Below are 16423 nucleotides of genomic sequence, written 5' to 3' on the forward strand. Positions count from 1 at the left end.
GATCGATGCGACTCGAGGGCGACTTGGCAAGGCCGGACCGCGAACCGACCGCTTGGGCGGTGACCCCGGTTCGACGAACGCCGCTGCCCACGGTCGCCGTCCGCACCTCGACAGCGCCGCCACGGCACACCACATCCTGGTCAACGGAGTGCCGCCATGACCAGCTATCGCAAGACAGAAGACGCCGTCGCCGCGCTGACGCCGGAACAATACCGGGTCACGCAGGAGAATGCGACCGAGCGCCCCGGTTCCGGCGCGCTCCTGCACATGAAGGACGCGGGGATCTATGTCGACGTCGTGTCGGGCGAGCCGTTGTTCGCCAGCACCGACAAATATGAATCCGGTTGCGGCTGGCCCAGCTTCACCCGACCGATCGAGCCCGCCAACGTCACGGCCAAACGCGACTGGTCGATGCTGATCCCCCGTACCGAGGTGCGCTCGGCGCATGGCGACAGTCATCTCGGCCATGTCTTCAAGGACGGCCCGCGCAGTCGCGGTGGCTTGCGCTACTGCATCAATTCGGCGGCACTGCAGTTCGTCCCGCGGGGCGAGATGGCCGCCAAAGGCTATGCCGCGTATCTCGATCAGGTCGACGATGTGCCGGCCAAAACCGAGCGTGCGGTTCTTGCCGGCGGATGCTTCTGGGGCATGCAGGATCTGATCCGTGCGTTGCCCGGTGTCGTCTCGACGCGTGTCGGCTTTTCCGGCGGGGAGGTCGCCAATGCGACGTATCGCCATCACGGCAACCATGCCGAGGCGATCGAGATCGTCTTCGATGCGGCGCGCACCGACTTCCGGACGCTGCTCGAATTCTTCTTCCAGATCCACGATCCGACCACGGTCAACCGGCAGGGCAATGATCGCGGTGCCAGCTACCGGTCCGCGATCTTCTATACCGACGACGCCCAGAAGGCGGTGGCGCAGGATACGATCGCCGATGTCGAGGCGTCGGGGCTATGGCCCGGCAAGGTCGTGACCGAACTCTCGCCGGTGGGCGATTTCTGGGAGGCCGAGCCCGAGCATCAGGACTATCTCGAGCGCAAGCCGAATGGCTATACCTGCCATTTCGTCCGCCCGAACTGGAAGCTGCCGCGGCGCGCCGAAGCGGCGTAAGTCACGTCAGTTTACGTCGCGACGCCATGCCGACAGCGTCATGATTGCCAGGGATGGCGGTGTCCATGTCGCAATGAGCGCTCGTCGCGGGTTCGCCAAGGCTACCGGGTTGATATCCTCAAAACGTATAGGCGAGCCCTAGCGTCCCTAGCCACTGGTCGCACGATCCGGCGATGGCGACGAGCGGGCTGCGGGCTATCGAGCCTTCCATGCGACCATAGGTGCCGCCGGCGACCAGCTTGACGCCGTGCAGCAGGTCGCCGGTGAGCGAATAGCTGCCGACCGAGCCGAGCGTCCAGTTCTTGAGCCCACCCCGGGCCGTGTAGACGGGGAGTCCACTTGTCGCGCTCTGCGCTGCGGACACGCCGTAATTGGTATGCGCATAGCCGCGTTCGACGATGTCGGCGGAGGCGAACAGGCCGATCGCGGCCTTGCGCGACAGCGGCGTGACATAGGTGATGCCGGGGCTCCAGATGCCGCTGTCGTGAACGCCGCTGACGTCGTGGCGATAGCCGAGCGTGACCGACAGCGTGTCGTACGGGCTGGTCAGCACGCCGGTCTTGCCGAGACCGACATAGCCGCCGAGTTCGACCGCGACGCCAAGCTTGCCGAGTGCGCGGACGCGGCGGTCGTCGATGCTGCCGAGCGTGCTGCGGTTGAAGTTGAGCTGCGCGATCGGTCCGGCTTGCACGTCCCAGACCGGGCCCGGCGCGTTCTTGATCAGATCGACGCTCAACTGGTTGCCGGCCAGGACGAAGCCATAGCCCTTGATCGCCCCGATCGCGGCGGGTGCGGGGGTGATCCGATAGTCGTTCGAGCCTTCGTAATCGGGGAGTGCTGCGACCCCGACACCGACGGTCACGGTATCGCGGTACGGATCGGCGGGTGCGTCCTGCGCATGGGCGGGTAGCGTGGTGAACGCCGCCAATGTGCTGCCGAGGATGAGCGACAGAGTTCGGATATAGGGCATGAGAAGGTCCTTGGTTGAAATGTAATCGGCGCGGCGAGCGGTCAGCCGCCGAGCGCGCGGTGGAGCTGGATGTGCGCGAGCGCGGTGGCGACGCGCTGGCGAACGATGGCCAACTCCGCGGACAAAGCCGCTTGGCGGGCGTCGAGCAGCGGCGAGGCCGCTATGTCGCCGCGGGCGTAGCGGGCCTCGACCATCGCCACCGTCCGGCGACGCGACGCGAGGTCGCGGTCGAACAGGCTGGTGCGGTCAGCGGCGGCGCGGCTCGCCGACAGCGCGTCGTCGACTTCACGCCAGGCGTTGAGAACGGTCTGGCGGTACGCGAGCGCGGCGCTGCGTTCCTCCGAGCGGCGCAGGTCGAGTTGCCGCTGCAATCGGCCGCCGGAGAAGATCGGGAGAGACAGGCTCGGCCCGATGCTCGTGCTGCGCGCGTTCCAGCCGAAATCGGCGAGGTTCAGCACGTCGATATCGAACAGGCCAGTCAGGCTGATCTTGGGATAGAAATCGGCGTGCGCGACTCCGATCTGCGCGGTTGCTGCGTGAAGCCTTGCTTCGGCTTCGACGATGTCGGGACGTGTGCGGGCAACCTCGGAGGGCACGCGCACCGCCGCCGCCGGAAGCGGGCTTTGCGGCCGCAGCGTCGTGCGATCGAACGGGGCGGTATCGGGCGTGCCACCGACCAGTATCGCCAGCGCGCGCTGTGTCGTGGCCGCCTGGTGGTCGAGCTCGACGATATCGCCGTGCAGCGCCCGTAACTTCTCCTCGGTCGCCGCGACATCGATCGGGGTGGCGAGACCGCGGGTCAGCAGCGCGCGCGTGATCGTGGCGTTGCGCTCGGCGAGTGCGACCCCGTCCTGTGCGATGCGGCGCTCGTCCGACAGGCCGCGCAGTTGAAAATAGGTGCGCGCGACCTCGGCCTCGACCGACAGGCGCACGCCGCGTGCGGCGGCTTCGATGGCCTCGACCGAGGCCTGCGCCGCTTCGGCGTGGCGACGATGGCTGCCCCAGAGATCGAGTTCCCAACTCGCGCCGACGCCCGCGCTGTAGAGATCGAAGTCGACGCCCTTGGGCGGGGTCGTCGTCGGGGTGACGCCGAGCAGCGTCTGCGTCACCGAGGCGATACCCGCGGTGCCGATGCGCTCGCGGCTGTACCCGGCCTGACCCTCGACCTGCGGCGCACCGGCAGCACGAGCCTGGCCGCGCTCGATCCGCACGGCGGTGATTCGTTCGATCACTGCGGCGATATCGAGGTTGGCCGAACCTGCGCGTGCCTCCAGCGCGTCGAGCACCGGATCGTCGAAGCTGCGCCACCAGCGCGCATCGGTGCTAGCCGAGACCGGGGCCGCACTCTGCCAGACCGGCGGCAGGATCGCTGCGGGCGGCGCAAAGTTCGGGCCAACCGTACAGCTCGCCAGCGCGACGGCGAGCAGCAGCGGCGCCCACGAGCGTTTCTGATCATGCATTGTCGTGGTCCTTCTTCGGAAGGCCGGATGTGCGATCGAAGGCGAGCGCGTAGAGCGCGGGGAGGGCGACCAGCGTGAGGATCGTCGCGCCGATCAGCCCGCCGATCATCACGATCGCCATCGGGCCCCAGAAGATGTTGAAGCAGAGCGGAATGAACGCGAGCACTGCCGCCAGCGCGGTCAGCACGACCGGCCGCGAGCGACCGATCGTCGCGGCGACGATCGCCGCATGCAGATCCATGCCCTCGGCTTGGTTATGCGTCACCTGATCGACCAGGATGATCGAATTGCGCATGATCATTCCGGCGAGCGCGATCAGCCCGAGCAGCGCGACGAACCCGAACGGCGCGCCGGTCAGCACCAGCGCCACCACCGCGCCGATCACCCCAAGTGGTGCGGTCGCCAGCACCAGAAGCGTCCGGCCGATGCTCTGCAACTGGATCATCAGCAGCAGAAGCATCACCGCGAAGGTGATCGGCACCAGCGCATAGATCGCATCGTTCGCCTTGACGGAGAGCTCGCCGTCGCCGCCGTCCTCGATCCGGTAGCCGGCGGGCAGCGATGTCGCGATCGCGGCGACGCGCGCGGCGGCGGCGTCGACGACTTCGCCGGCCTGAACGTCGCCGATCATGTCCGCCTGCACGGTAATGCAAAGCGCGCCGTTGCGCGTCCAGACGATCGGCTGCTCCGTAATCGCGCCGATCCGCGCGACCTGATCGAGCGGGACCGGACCGCCGGGCGTGCTCACCGCCATGTCGGCGAGCCGCCCCGGATCGCTGCGATCCGCTGCCATGCCGCGCACGACGATGCCGATCCGTTTGGTCCCGCGGAGCACGTCACCGGCCGGCTGGCCCGACAGCATCGTCGCGACCTCGCCCGCCAGCCGCGCCCGATCGAGCCCGAGCCGCGCGACCCGATCGGGGTCGAGGTCGAGCCGCACCGCGACCGACGGCGTCCCCCAATCCGCCTGGACCGCGGTCGTGCCGGGCGTCGTGCGTAGCACCGCTTCCAACCGCGCGGCGATGGTCCGCAAAATCTCCGGATCGGGTCCGATCACGCGGTATTGCACCGGGAAACCGGCGCTCGGCCCGAGCGACAGGCGACGGACGTGGAGCTTCGCCTCGGGCGACGCGTGGTTTGCGAGCAGCCGCGCGATGACACGTTCACGTGCGCGCAGGTCGGGCGCGACCAGTACCATCGTCGCGGTCGCCGGGTCGGGCAGCGAGGGGCCGTAGGGGAGATAGAAACGCGGCGCGCCCTGGCCGATATAGCTGTCTACCTGTGCAATATCGCGGTCCTTCGCGATGCTCGCCTCGATCCGCTTCACCGCCGCCGAGGTGGCGGACAGCGACGCGCCGGGCCGCAGGCTGACGTCGACGATGATTTCGGGGCGGTCGGAGATCGGGAAGAATTGCTGGCGGACCAGCATTGCGCCCGCCAGGCTTGCCGCCAGCAGCGCCGCCGTGAGCGCGACCACGGTCTTGCGCCGCGCCATGCACGCATCGACCAGCTTGCGCAGCCGCCGGTACACCGGCGTATCGTACATCGCGTCCGCATCGTGGTGTGTGCGAGCCTCAGGCAGCAGCCGCACGCCCAGATACGGCGTGAACACGACCGCGACGACCCAGCTCACGAGCAGCGCCGAGCCGGTCACCCAGAAGATGCCGCCGGCATATTCGCTCGTCGTCGATTGCGCGAACCCGACGGGCAGGAAGCCGACGATCGTCAGCAGCGTCCCCGTCAGCATGGGAAACGCGGTGTGCGTCCAGGCATAGGCGGCGGCATCGGCCCGGCTCGCGCCCTTTTCGAGCTGGACCACCATCGCCTCGACGCTGATGATTGCATCGTCGACCAGCAGCCCGAGCGACAGGATCAGCGCGCCGAGCGAGATCCGCTCGAGCCCGATCCCGCTCGTCCCCATGAACAATGCGACGATCGCGAGCGTCAGCGGCACCGATAGCGCGACGACCACGCCGGTCCGCCAGCCCAGCGTGACAAACGCGACCAGCAGAACGACCGTCAGCGCGCAGAAGAACTTGATCAGGAACGCGTCGACCGCCTCGCGGATATTCTGGCTCTGGTCCTGAACCTGCGTCATCGTCACGCCCGCGGGCAGAGTCCGGCCGAACGCGGCGGCAGCTTCCGACAATTGCTTGCCGAAACCGAGCCCGTCGGCCCCCGGCGCCATCGCGATCGCCAGCACCACCGCGGGCTTGGCCGCGTGGCGGACCAGACCGTCCGGGGGATCGGCATAGCCGTTGCTGACCGTGCCGATGTCGCCGACCCTGATCGTCCCGTCCGCGCCGGCGACGGTGGTATTCTCCACCGTATCGACGCCGTCGACCGCACCACCGATCCGCATTGGGACGCGCATCGACCGCTCGACCACGCCCGCCGGCGCGACGCTGCTGCGCTTCGCCAGCGCCTGCACGACTGCGTCGGGCGACAGTCCCATGGCGGCAAGCCGGCGAGAGTCGACATCGACGAACAGCCGGCGCGGCACCTCGCCAGTGATCTGCACCTTGCCCGCGCCGGGCACGCGCAGCACCGCGTCGCGCGCCTGCTCGGCCAACGCCACCAGCCGTGCATTGTCCGCACCGGTCAGCGTGAAAACATAGCCGTAGACGTCGGCATAGTCGTCATCGGCGGCAACCGTCGCCCCCGCGGGAAGCCCCGGCTCGAGATCCGTCAGCTGCTTGCGGACCTGTTGCCAGATCACCGGCACGCGGTCCTTCGGCGCGCCATCCTTCAGCGATACGCGGATCGCGCAGCGCCCATCGACGCAATAGGTCTGGAGGAAATCGAGATCCTCGGTCGCGCGCAGCCGGCGTTCGATCGGATCGGCGACCTGCGCGCGCATCTGCGAGGGCGTCGCGCCGGGCCAGGACGCAGCGACGATCATTTCCTTCAGCGTGAAGGTCGGATCCTCGTCGCGGCCGAGCGCGAAGAACTGCGCGGTACCGGCGGCGAACAGCAACGCGATCAGGAAGCCGACGAGCGCGGGGTGACGGATCGCCCAGCGTGACAAGTTGAAGCGGTCCATTGCTCAATTGCCGCCCGAGACGAGGCCGGCCATCACGACGCGCTGCCCTTCCGACAGCGTGTCGCCGCCGCTCGCGACGATCCGCTGGCCATCGGGTAGGCCGGAGACGATCGCGTCGTCGCCGCGTAGTTCGACGAGGTGCACCGGCTGGCGGTGGACGCGGTCGCCAACCGTCGACAAAGACCAGACATGCGGCTGTCTGCCCTGCGCGCCGAGCGCGGTCAGCGGCACGCGGATCATCGCCTTGGGATCGGGGATCCGCAGCGTGACCGTCGCCGAACTGTTGAACGGGATATGCGAAACGTCGCCGAGCACGCTGAAACGCGCGGTCCGCAACCGGAGCGTGCCGTCCGCCGCCGGCCCGACCAGCCGCAGCCGTGCCTCCACGATCGTGTCGGGCGCGGACCAGAAGCTCGCATCCGCCATCGCGCCGTTGGTCAACCGGATGCGTTCGGGCAGGCGCACCTCGATTTCGGGAGCGCCTGCGGCCAGCCGGACGACGACGCTGCCCGCGTCGACCACGGTGCCGGAGTCGACGGCGCGCTCCGTGACGACGCCGTCCTCGGGCGCGACCAGCACCGCGTCGGCGAGCGTGGCGCGGCTGTGCTCGAACGCCGCGCGCGCTGCGTCGCGCTTGGCCGTCGCAGCGCTGGCAGTCAGTGCACGGTCGCGGACCTCGGCGGCCGAAAGCGCACCGATCCCGTCGAGCCCAGTCGCGCGTCGTGCCGCGTCATCGGCTCGCGTCGCTTCGGCGGTCGCGGCGGCGAGTTCGGCGCGGGCCTGCCTGGTATCGGCGATCGCTTCGGCGCGTGACAGGCGGGCGAAGACCTGCCCGGCGCGGACGTGATCGCCGATCTGCACGCTCAGCGCGAGCAGGCGTCCGCCGGTCTTGAGCCCAAGCGCGATATCGCGGCGCGGGCGCAGCACGCCGTCGAACGTCGCGGTCTGGCCGCCGGCGTGATGAATCGTGACAACATCGACCAGCGTGGCGTCGGATTTGGGCGATACGACCGGTTCGGAGGAACAGCCAGCGCACGCTAGCAGGGTTAGACCGGCCGCAATGAGCTCGGTCGTCGAGTGGAAAGTCTTCGGCATCGTCGCGTCCCGTTGGTGAACGCGGTCGCCCTGAAGGTCCGGGCCGATCCTAGCCTGCCGATCCTCGAAACCGACCAGTCGTTTTTAAAAACGACCGGTCTGCACGCCTGTAAAACGGCTTGGCTAGCCTTCGAGATGCCGCCGTCGAAACGCGCTCGGGGTTTCGCCGAGGCGGTCCTTGAACACGCGGTTGAACATCACGAGGCTGCCGAACCCCGCATCCATCGCGATCGTTAGGATCGGCACGTCCGCCTGTGTCGGGTCGGCGAGCGCGCTGCGGACTTCGGCAATGCGGTGTTCGTTGAGATAGTCGCTGACGTTGCGATAGCCGAGCCCGCCGTTGATGTGCCGCCGCACGCGATATTCTGGTGTGTCGACGCGCGCGGCGATTCCGCCGATCGTCAGATCGGGGTCGCGATAGGCCCGGTCTTCGGTCATCATCCGGGCGAGCGCGTGCTCAAGCGTCGCATCGAGCGGTTCGGGAACCGGGGCGGTCACCGGCACCTCGCCACCAACGGGGCCTGCAACCGCAATCGGAAAAATCTCCGGGTGGCGCAACCCGAACAGCAGCGCGGTGATCACGAACGCCCCCATGAACAGCCCGGCAGCGGAAGCCATTCCCGACACCGCGAGCTCGCCCGTCGCACGGCCAACGATCTCGCTCCCAAGCAGCCACAGGATGATCAGCCCGATCGACACGACGAAGATCGACCGGGCCTGCCGCCGTGCCTCGACCAGATCGCCCTGCCGGTTGCGCCACGCCAGCCACTGCGCATGGATCGCAAACGCCATGCCCGCCGCGTAAATCAGGACGTCCAGCCCCTCGATTGGCGCGGCCAGTCCACGGCCCTGCAGGCTGGCGTACGTCGTGCAACATAGGAACGCCGCCGCCAGCACCAGATCGATCGGTTTGGCGCGAAACGCATCGTCGAACCACGCGCGCGCGAACAGCCAGAACAGCGGGATCGCCGCGCTCGAACTCAGATCGAGCAGCGGATCGAACGCGGTCGGCGTGTGCGGCAACCCCGCCAGCGTACCGACCACCGTGCACAGAGTCAGCGCCAGCCCGAACCGGCTCGGCAACGATGCCGGGGCGCGAGCAAATACCACCACCGCCAGCAGCAACAGCCCGATCGCTCCGCCGCGGAACAGCGTGTCCAGCTGAGCGATCGCGTCTGACGCGGGAGAGAGAAGGTCGATCATTACCGGCGGAAACCATGATGCTGCCGGCATGTCTAGCAGGACCGTTGGTAAGGCCGGTACCTGCGGAAACGGTGCATCGAACGGGAGCCACCGGCACCGCCGGTCGACAACGGTATCGGTACCGGTAAAAGAGGGTCCAAAGACCAGCACCCAAAGGGTCGGCGTTCAAGAAGGAGCACAGGATGCCCATCGAGCAGGCAGGACGAACCGTATCGCGCCGGCAACGACCGATCGGCCCAAGTCGATGACCCCTGGCAAGGCGTATCTCGGCGAGTTGATCTCGGAGGCGATCGCGATCTTCATCGTGATGACGTTCGGTCTGTCGGTCGCCGCGATGTACACGCTCTACGATCCCAGTCCGTACAAGACCGCCTATTGGGGAGTCTGCATGACCTGGGGGATGGCGGTGTCGATCTCGATCTACGTCACCGGCGCGGTCTCGGGGACGCATGCCAATCCGGGCGTGACGCTGGCACTCGCGCTTTACCGCGGTTTTCCCTGGAGGAAGGTCCTGCCCTATTGGTGCGCGCAGCTCGTCGGCGCGTTCCTCGGCGCGGCGCTGGTCTATGCGCTCTATTACAACGTCATCGATCACTTCAACGCGACGCAGCACATGACCCGCGCCGGTGGCGGTGCAGCCGGCGTATTCTTCACCGCGCCGGGTGTCGCGGTGACGACGATGAAGGGCTTTATCGACGAGATCATCCTCACGGCGATCCTCGTCTTCGGCATCTTCGCGATCACCGACGAGTTCAACACGATGGCACCACAAGCGAACTTCGGCGCCATCGTGATCGGCCTGCTCGTCGCGGTGATCGGCGCATCGATGGGGTATCTGGAAGCCTGGGCGATCAACCCCGCGCGCGATCTCGGACCGCGTACCTTTGCCTGGTTGATGGGATGGGACGCATCCGCGTTTCCGGGCGTGGGCAACTATTGGTGGGCGCCGATTGCCGGGCCGTTGATTGGCGCAACAATCGGCGGCGGCGCGCAACATCTGTTGATCCGGCCGTTCCTGCCACGCGACACGCCCATCGCAGGGCCCCAATGACGAGCGCGCCGTTTCGACGCCCGCCGACACGACCGAAGGAGAGTGAAGCGTGACCGACACCATCATCCTGGCCATCGATCAGGGTACGACTTCGACCCGCAGCATGACGTTCGGCAGCGACGGCGTGCCGCGCCAGACGGTACGCCGGGAATTCGCCCAGCATTATCCGCAGTCCGGCTGGGTCGAGCACGACCCCGAGGACATCTGGCGCGATACCGTCGCGACGCTCAAGCAGGCGGCCGAGGCAGACGGCGGCAAGGTCGCCGCGATCGGTATCACCAACCAGCGCGAGACGGTGGTCGTCTGGGACCGCAAGACCGGCGAGCCCGTCCACAACGCGATCGTCTGGCAGGACCGCCGCACCGCCAAGCTCTGCGCGCACCTGAAGGCCGACGGTAACGAACCGCTCGTGTGCGCGCGGACCGGGCTGATCCTCGACCCGTATTTCTCGGGCACGAAGCTCAAATGGATCCTCGACACGGTCGACGGCGTCCACGACCGCGCCAACCGCGGCGAACTCGCCTTCGGGACGATCGACAGCTTCCTGCTGTGGCGGCTGACCGGCGGCAAGGTCCACGCGACCGATGCGTCCAACGCCTCGCGCACCTTGCTGTTCGACATCCATAAGGGCGCTTGGGACCCGGACATGCTGCGGATGCTCGACATTCCCGAAAGCCTGCTGCCCGAGGTCAAGAACAACAGCACGATCTTCGGCGAAACCACGCCGGACCTGCTCGGGACGTCCGTCCCGATTGGCGGGATGGCGGGCGACCAGCAAGCGGCCGTCGTCGGCCAGGCTTGCTTCCAGCGTGGCGATGCAAAGTCGACCTACGGCACCGGCTGCTTCGTGCTGCTCAATACCGGCAAGGAGGCTGTCACGAGCAAAAACGGCATGCTCACCACCATCGCCTATCAGCTCGACGGCGAGATCACCTATGCGCTGGAGGGCTCGATCTTCGTCGCAGGGGCGGCGGTGAAGTGGTTGCGCGACGGACTGGGCCTGATCAATCAGGCAGCCGATACCAACGACATGGCGACCAAGCTCGACGGCAATGGCGGCGTCTACATGGTGCCCGCGTTCGTCGGTCTGGGCGCACCGCACTGGGACCCCGACGCGCGCGCGAGCATCACCGGTCTCACCTTCGCCGCGACCGGGTCGCACATCGCCCGCGCCGCGCTGGAATCGGTCGCCTACCAGACCGCCGACCTGATGAACGCGATGGTCGCGGATGGCGCGCGCGATGCCCGCCAGATCCGCGTCGATGGCGGGATGGCGGCAAACGATTGGTTCTGCCAGTTCCTCGCCGACATGCTTGCCACCGACGTGGTCCGGCCCGCAAACATCGAGACGACGGCGGCCGGGGCAGCGTTTCTCGCCGGCATGGCGGTGGGAATCTGGAACGGCCCCGACGATATCGCCGCCGCCTGGCAGGAAGACCGCGTGTTCAACCCAACAATGACCGGCGAGGCGCGGACAACGCTGATGCACGGGTGGCAGGACGCGGTCGACCGGACCAGTTCCAGGGCAAAGTCCTGACCGGTCACACCGCGAGGCTTGGTCGACTGCGCTGTAAAATCCCCGCTCGACCGCTAAAGGCGATAGCGGGATCAGGCATTTGGTGAACACATGGCGCGCAAGCATTCAAGACACGGCCCCTATGACGATGGGGAGCGCGGCGAGGAGGCTCCGGCCGCCCCGATCCCCTGCTGGCTGTGTGGCAGGCCTACCGGCAAGATCATCGTCTGGCATCATCCCGTTCCCAAGAGCCGGGGCGGTCGCGATGTCGTTCCGATGCATCCGATCTGCCAACAGACGCTGACTGCCAATTTCACCAATTCCGAACTGCAGCGCCACGCGATGGATGTCGAAAGCCTCCTCGCGAACGGCGCGGTGCGCAAGTTCGTCGATTGGGTAGCGAACAAGGATCCAGACTTCACCGCGACCACGACAAAGAAACAGCGCTGACGGTCGTTTCGACGCCGTAGCGTACGCGCGAGGCGTCGCGCCGATAGACCCCGCCTGATAAGACGAGGTTGTTACGACGACCGAAGGGAAACATACTGCCATTGGAGTTCCGGCCCAGCGCGTTGATCGAGGTGAATGCGGACAGCCTGCGTCAGACGGTTCGGGTGATCGTCGCGACCGCGGCGGCGTTCGCGGCGTACAAGACGCTCGGCCTGCACGAAGGCTATTGGGCGGTCTTCACCGTATTGATCGTGATGCAGGCGTCGATCGGGGGAACGCTCGGCGCAGCGACCGATCGGTTGCTGGGGACCTTGCTGGGCGCGGTGCTGGGCGGCATCGGCGCGGCGCTCGGGCGAACCGATACGCTCGAACTCGGGCTGGTACTCGTCACCGTTACTGGCATCGCGGCGCTCGTTGCGTCGGTCCGGCCGCGGTTGCGGATCGCGCCGGTCACCGCCGCGATCATGTTGCTCAGCGCGCCGCCGGGCTCTTCGGTGGAGATCTTCGTCCGGGATCGCATCATCGAGATCGGCCTGGGCGGCATGATCGGCGTGCTGGCGGCGATGCTGATCCTGCCGGCACGCTCGCACGGCGTGGTGATCGCACGCACGCTGGCCGTGCTCAGCCATATCGAACGGATGCTGCGCGCGCAGGCCGACGCGCTGACCACCGGGCTGGCGCTGCCCTCGTCCCCCGAACACGCCGCGCTGCGTCATGCGCTGGCCGCGGTCGAGCTGGCGATGAAGGATGCCGACCGCGAGCGGGCCTCGCGTCTCGCCGATCACGGTATCCCCGCCGCCGTCCCGCGCACGCTCTGGCGGATCCGCAACGACCTCGTGCTGAGCGGTCGCGCGCTCGACGAGCCGCTGCCGCCGGTGGCGATGGCAGCGCTCGCCAAGTCGTCGGCGGCGATGCTGACCGCGCATGCCGCGCTGGCAGCCCGGTGTTCGGAGGCGCTACGCATGCGCGGCAAGGTCGATCGGGGCGACGTCGAAGCCTGTTATCGGATGTTCGGTACCGCGCTCGATCTATTCCGTCGGAGCGACGCCGCGGCGACCCTGGATTTCGACGCATCGGGCCGCGTATTCGGGCTCGCCTTCGCCGCGGGTCGGCTCCACCGCGACCTGCTCGACCTCGCCGGTCGCGTCGACGAGATCGCGCCGACAAAGGTGCTCGCTGCCGACCCAAGCTGACCGCGCGGCTTTGACGCTGGCCGCGCGCGCGGTACGGGCGGCGATGACCGACACCCTATCGACGCCCGACCTCGCCGCCGAACTGGTCGCGCTGCTCGACCTCGAACCGCTCGATACCGACCTGTTCCGCGGACCGCAGCGACCCGGCGCAACCGCGCGCGTCTTCGGCGGGCAGGTCGTGGCACAGGCGCTGATGGCGGCGCAGCGTTCGGTCGACGCACCCGCCGTGGCGCACAGCATGCACGCCTATTTCCTGCGCGCCGGCACCGAGACGCAACCGATCATCTTCCGGGTCGAGCGCGACTTCGACGGCAAGTCGTTCGCCAACCGCCGCGTCACTGCAAGCCAGAACGGCGCGACGATCCTAACGCTGGCTGCGTCGTTCCAGCGGCCGGAAGCCGGGCTGGAGCATGCGGTCGCGATGCCCGATCTGCCGCCGCCGGAGGAACTGCGCTCGCTCGACGTCCTCGCTGGCGACTATGCGGGTATCTCGGCGGAAGCCGTCGCGTTCCTCGGCCAGCCGTCCGCCTTCGATATCCGGCCCTGCGGCGTGCCCGCGTTCCTGCAGACCGAGCCCGGCACGCCCGTATCCCATGTCTGGATCCGGTTCCGGGGCAGCGCACCGACCGATTCCGCGATGCGCCGGGGCGTGCTCGCCTATCTATCGGACTACGCGCTGCTCAGTGCGTCGCTGATCCCGCACGGCGTAACCATGTTCGAGCACAGCATGCAGACCGCGAGTCTCGATCACGCGATGTGGTTCCACGAGGACGTGCCGCTCGACGACTGGCTCCTGTACAGCAGCGAGAGCCCGTGGTCCGGGCATGGTCGCGGCATCGCGCGCGGCGTGTTCCATAGCCGCGACGGGCGGGCAGCCGCGCATGTCACGCAGGAAGGGTTGATCCGGATGCGACCCGACGTCGCGCCGCGCACCACGATCCCGCATATGCCCTGACCAACTCGGCCCCGATCGATCCGCGCTGAATCATCTCAACGCGGAAATCCATGTTGACAGCGCGTTTGTACGGACATTAATACTATCTCGCGCCAGTGAAGCTGGTCCCAGGATGTCGCGCCGCGGAAGACGGACGATCCCGATCTCGAGAGGATGTCTGTATGCGTCATTCGTACGCCGTATCGCTGTGCGCGTTGCTCGCGGTACTGCCATCGGTAGCCCGGGCGCAGACCGCGTCTCCGCTCGATACCGATCCGTCGTACCAGACGATGCTGGCGCTGATCGACGAGATGGTCGAGAACAAGCTGGTCAGCCGCGAGCGTGCCGATACGCTGATCGCCAATGCCAAGGCGAAAGCAGGCCGTGCGCTTGCTGCGAATGCCCCGTCACCAGCGGCCCCGCCACTGACAGCCCCGCCAACGGCAGCCCCGGTACTGCCGCCGACGCGCGTGCAGGTCGCCAACCAGACGGCCGATCCCGGCGCGAAGATAGCTCCCGTGCCGGTCGGCAACGCACAGGTCGTGAACGCCGGCGGGGTCGCGCTACCCGCCGATCTGGCGGTCGACTGGAGCCGGGGTGCGCCGGTGTTCAGCAGTCGCGACGGGAAGTTCACCTTCAAGATGCGCGGGCGGTTGTTGGCGGATATCTCCTCGACCGGCGGGTCGGATTTCGACCGTCGCAACATCACCGTTTCGACGCTGCGCCAGTTCCGCGTCGGCGCGATCGGCACGATCGGCGATCACCTGTTCTACCAGTTCGAGACCGATTTCCGCCGCAACGCGACCGAGGTCGTGCAGGCGTTCGTCGGTTATCGCCAGAAGTTCGGCAAGACCGACGCCGACGTCCGGTTCGGCAATCTCATCACCGATCGCGGCATCGACATCGGCACCGCGTCGACCGCCAATCCGTTCATCACGACCAACATCAACACCACCGCGCTCGCGACACAGGGCGGCAAGGTCTTCCTGATGGGCGCGGTCGGCCGCGCGGGCGGCAAGAACTGGCATGCGAGCTTCGGCGTGCACGGCGATGCGATCGACAGCGATTTCACGCGCAGCGACAACCGCATGTTCCTAGGCCGTGCGCACTGGAACCCGATCCTCACCAAGCATGGCCTGATCCACATCGGCGGCTGGGCGTATAGCGAGAACATCCCCGACACCACGCTGGCGACCACGTTCGCGCAGGGCATGGCGGGGGCGCTCAACAACAGCGTCCGTGTCGAGTCCGCGGCGCTGACCGGCGCTGACGGATCGAAGGCGTTCGGGCTCGAACTCGGCGGCACGCTCGGGCGGTTCTACGCGTTCGGCGAATATGGTCAGCGGACCGTGCACGGCGGCCCGACCTCGACCTTCCGCAGCGGCAAGATCAAGGCCCTGTCGGTCAATGGTGGCTTCTGGATCACCGGCGAGACGCCGACCTATGCCTCGCGCAGCGGCACCTATGTCGCGCCGAACGTGCTGAACTCGGTGCTCGATGGCGGCTGGGGCGCGCTGGAGGCGGTGGTGCGCTACGAGGATCTCGACAGTTCGAGCCTCCCGCTCGGCGGCACCGGTACCGCGGGCACACTCGGGCTGAACTGGTCGCTGACCAACAATTTCCGGTTCATGGCGGACTATACCCATTTCCGTACCGACAACCGGACGGGGAGTTTCGTCGGGCGCGATAGCGGCGACACGTTCGCGGCAAGGGCCGAAGTGGCGTTCTGACGCCAAGCGCCGCTCGCATCGACTTGCCAGCGTACCATAAGTTCGATAATGTCCGTACAAAGCGATAAGGAGGATGTATGAGCCTTTCGGCTATCAAGGTTGGCGAACAGCGTTACCGCGCGAGCTATGGCCGCTATCTCGAGGATTTCGTCGTCGGCGACATTTACGAGCATCGCCCCGGGCGGACGATCACCGACGCGGACAATATCCAGTTCTCGTTGATGACGATGAACGCACACCCGATGCACTGCGATGCGCAATATGCTGCCAAGAGCGAATTCGGGCGGCTGCTGGTCAATAGCGGGCTGACGCTGGCGATCGTGCTCGGCATGACCGTCAACGACGTGAGCGGCAAGTCGCCCGCCAATCTCGGCTGGACCGAGATCAAGCTGACCCATCCGGTATTCGGCGGCGACACGCTGACCGCGGAAACCGAAGTGCTCGAGATCCGCGACTCCAAGTCGCGGCCGACGCAGGGGATCGTCACGACTCGCACCCGCGCGTTCAACCAGGACGCCAAGCAGATCATGGAGTTCACGCGCAACTCGCTGGTCTACAAGCGCGGCGAATCTCCCGACGACAAATAGCCCGACCGAACGACTTAATCGGTTGCCCTTGATGGTGACCGGACGTCCCCCGCGCGGCCTGCGAGAGCTTCGACCAAC

At 67.2% G+C, this 16423-nt stretch carries 13 protein-coding genes; 8 read left to right on the plus strand and 5 right to left on the minus strand.

All coding sequences use genetic code 11. The features are described 5' to 3' along the window. The first annotated feature begins 156 nt into the window (after positions 1-156). Positions 157-1113, plus strand: coding sequence for a bifunctional methionine sulfoxide reductase B/A protein (locus C8J46_RS06845; protein ID WP_132736586.1), 957 nt, complete (start codon positions 157-159; stop codon positions 1111-1113). A gap of 118 nt (positions 1114-1231) precedes the next feature. Here C8J46_RS06845 and C8J46_RS06850 read toward each other — a convergent pair whose 3' ends face one another. From C8J46_RS06850 to C8J46_RS06870, 5 genes are all read right to left on the minus strand, one after another. Beyond that, entirely contained in the window at positions 1232-2083 is an 852-nt protein-coding gene (locus C8J46_RS06850; RefSeq protein WP_132736606.1) for a MipA/OmpV family protein, read from the minus strand. Between the two features lie 41 nt (positions 2084-2124). Continuing rightward, on the minus strand, positions 2125-3543 hold the full coding sequence (locus C8J46_RS06855) for an efflux transporter outer membrane subunit (RefSeq protein WP_132736609.1): 1419 nt from the start codon (positions 3541-3543) through the stop codon (positions 2125-2127). Continuing rightward, positions 3536-6586, minus strand: a complete 3051-nt coding sequence (locus C8J46_RS06860; protein ID WP_132736612.1) for an efflux RND transporter permease subunit — start codon at positions 6584-6586, stop codon at positions 3536-3538. Before C8J46_RS06860 ends, C8J46_RS06855 begins: the two co-directional genes overlap by 8 nt. A 3-nt stretch (positions 6587-6589) precedes the next feature. Next, complete coding sequence (locus tag C8J46_RS06865; protein WP_132736615.1) at positions 6590-7681, minus strand: efflux RND transporter periplasmic adaptor subunit; 1092 nt, start codon at positions 7679-7681, stop codon at positions 6590-6592. 123 nt (positions 7682-7804) lie between these two features. Further along, complete coding sequence (locus C8J46_RS06870; RefSeq protein ID WP_165886473.1) at positions 7805-8884, minus strand: helix-turn-helix domain-containing protein; 1080 nt, start codon at positions 8882-8884, stop codon at positions 7805-7807. A gap of 244 nt (positions 8885-9128) precedes the next feature. Here C8J46_RS06870 and C8J46_RS06875 point away from each other — a divergent pair, with 244 nt between their 5' ends. From C8J46_RS06875 to C8J46_RS06905, 7 genes are all read left to right on the plus strand, one after another. Then, the gene (locus C8J46_RS06875) at positions 9129-9935 is read left to right on the plus strand and encodes an MIP/aquaporin family protein (RefSeq protein WP_132736620.1); all 807 of its coding nucleotides are present in this window, start codon (positions 9129-9131) and stop codon (positions 9933-9935) included. 49 nt (positions 9936-9984) lie between these two features. After that, entirely contained in the window at positions 9985-11472 is a 1488-nt protein-coding gene (glpK, locus tag C8J46_RS06880; protein ID WP_132736623.1) for a glycerol kinase GlpK, read from the plus strand. 90 nt (positions 11473-11562) lie between these two features. Next, positions 11563-11901, plus strand: a complete 339-nt coding sequence (locus C8J46_RS06885) for a hypothetical protein (RefSeq protein WP_132736626.1) — start codon at positions 11563-11565, stop codon at positions 11899-11901. 101 nt (positions 11902-12002) lie between these two features. Beyond that, complete coding sequence (locus C8J46_RS06890) at positions 12003-13094, plus strand: FUSC family protein (protein WP_132736629.1); 1092 nt, start codon at positions 12003-12005, stop codon at positions 13092-13094. Between the two features lie 43 nt (positions 13095-13137). Beyond that, positions 13138-14049, plus strand: a complete 912-nt coding sequence (locus C8J46_RS06895; protein ID WP_132736632.1) for an acyl-CoA thioesterase II — start codon at positions 13138-13140, stop codon at positions 14047-14049. Between the two features lie 161 nt (positions 14050-14210). Beyond that, positions 14211-15758, plus strand: a complete 1548-nt coding sequence (locus tag C8J46_RS06900) for a porin (protein WP_132736635.1) — start codon at positions 14211-14213, stop codon at positions 15756-15758. 77 nt (positions 15759-15835) lie between these two features. Further along, positions 15836-16345 (plus strand): MaoC family dehydratase, encoded by a 510-nt coding sequence (locus tag C8J46_RS06905; protein WP_132736639.1) that lies wholly within the window; start codon positions 15836-15838, stop codon positions 16343-16345. The last annotated feature ends 78 nt before the right edge of the window (positions 16346-16423 follow it).

This window comes from Sphingomonas sp. PP-F2F-A104-K0414 (assembly GCF_004340945.1).
Taxonomy (GTDB): Bacteria; Pseudomonadota; Alphaproteobacteria; order Sphingomonadales; family Sphingomonadaceae; genus Sphingomonas.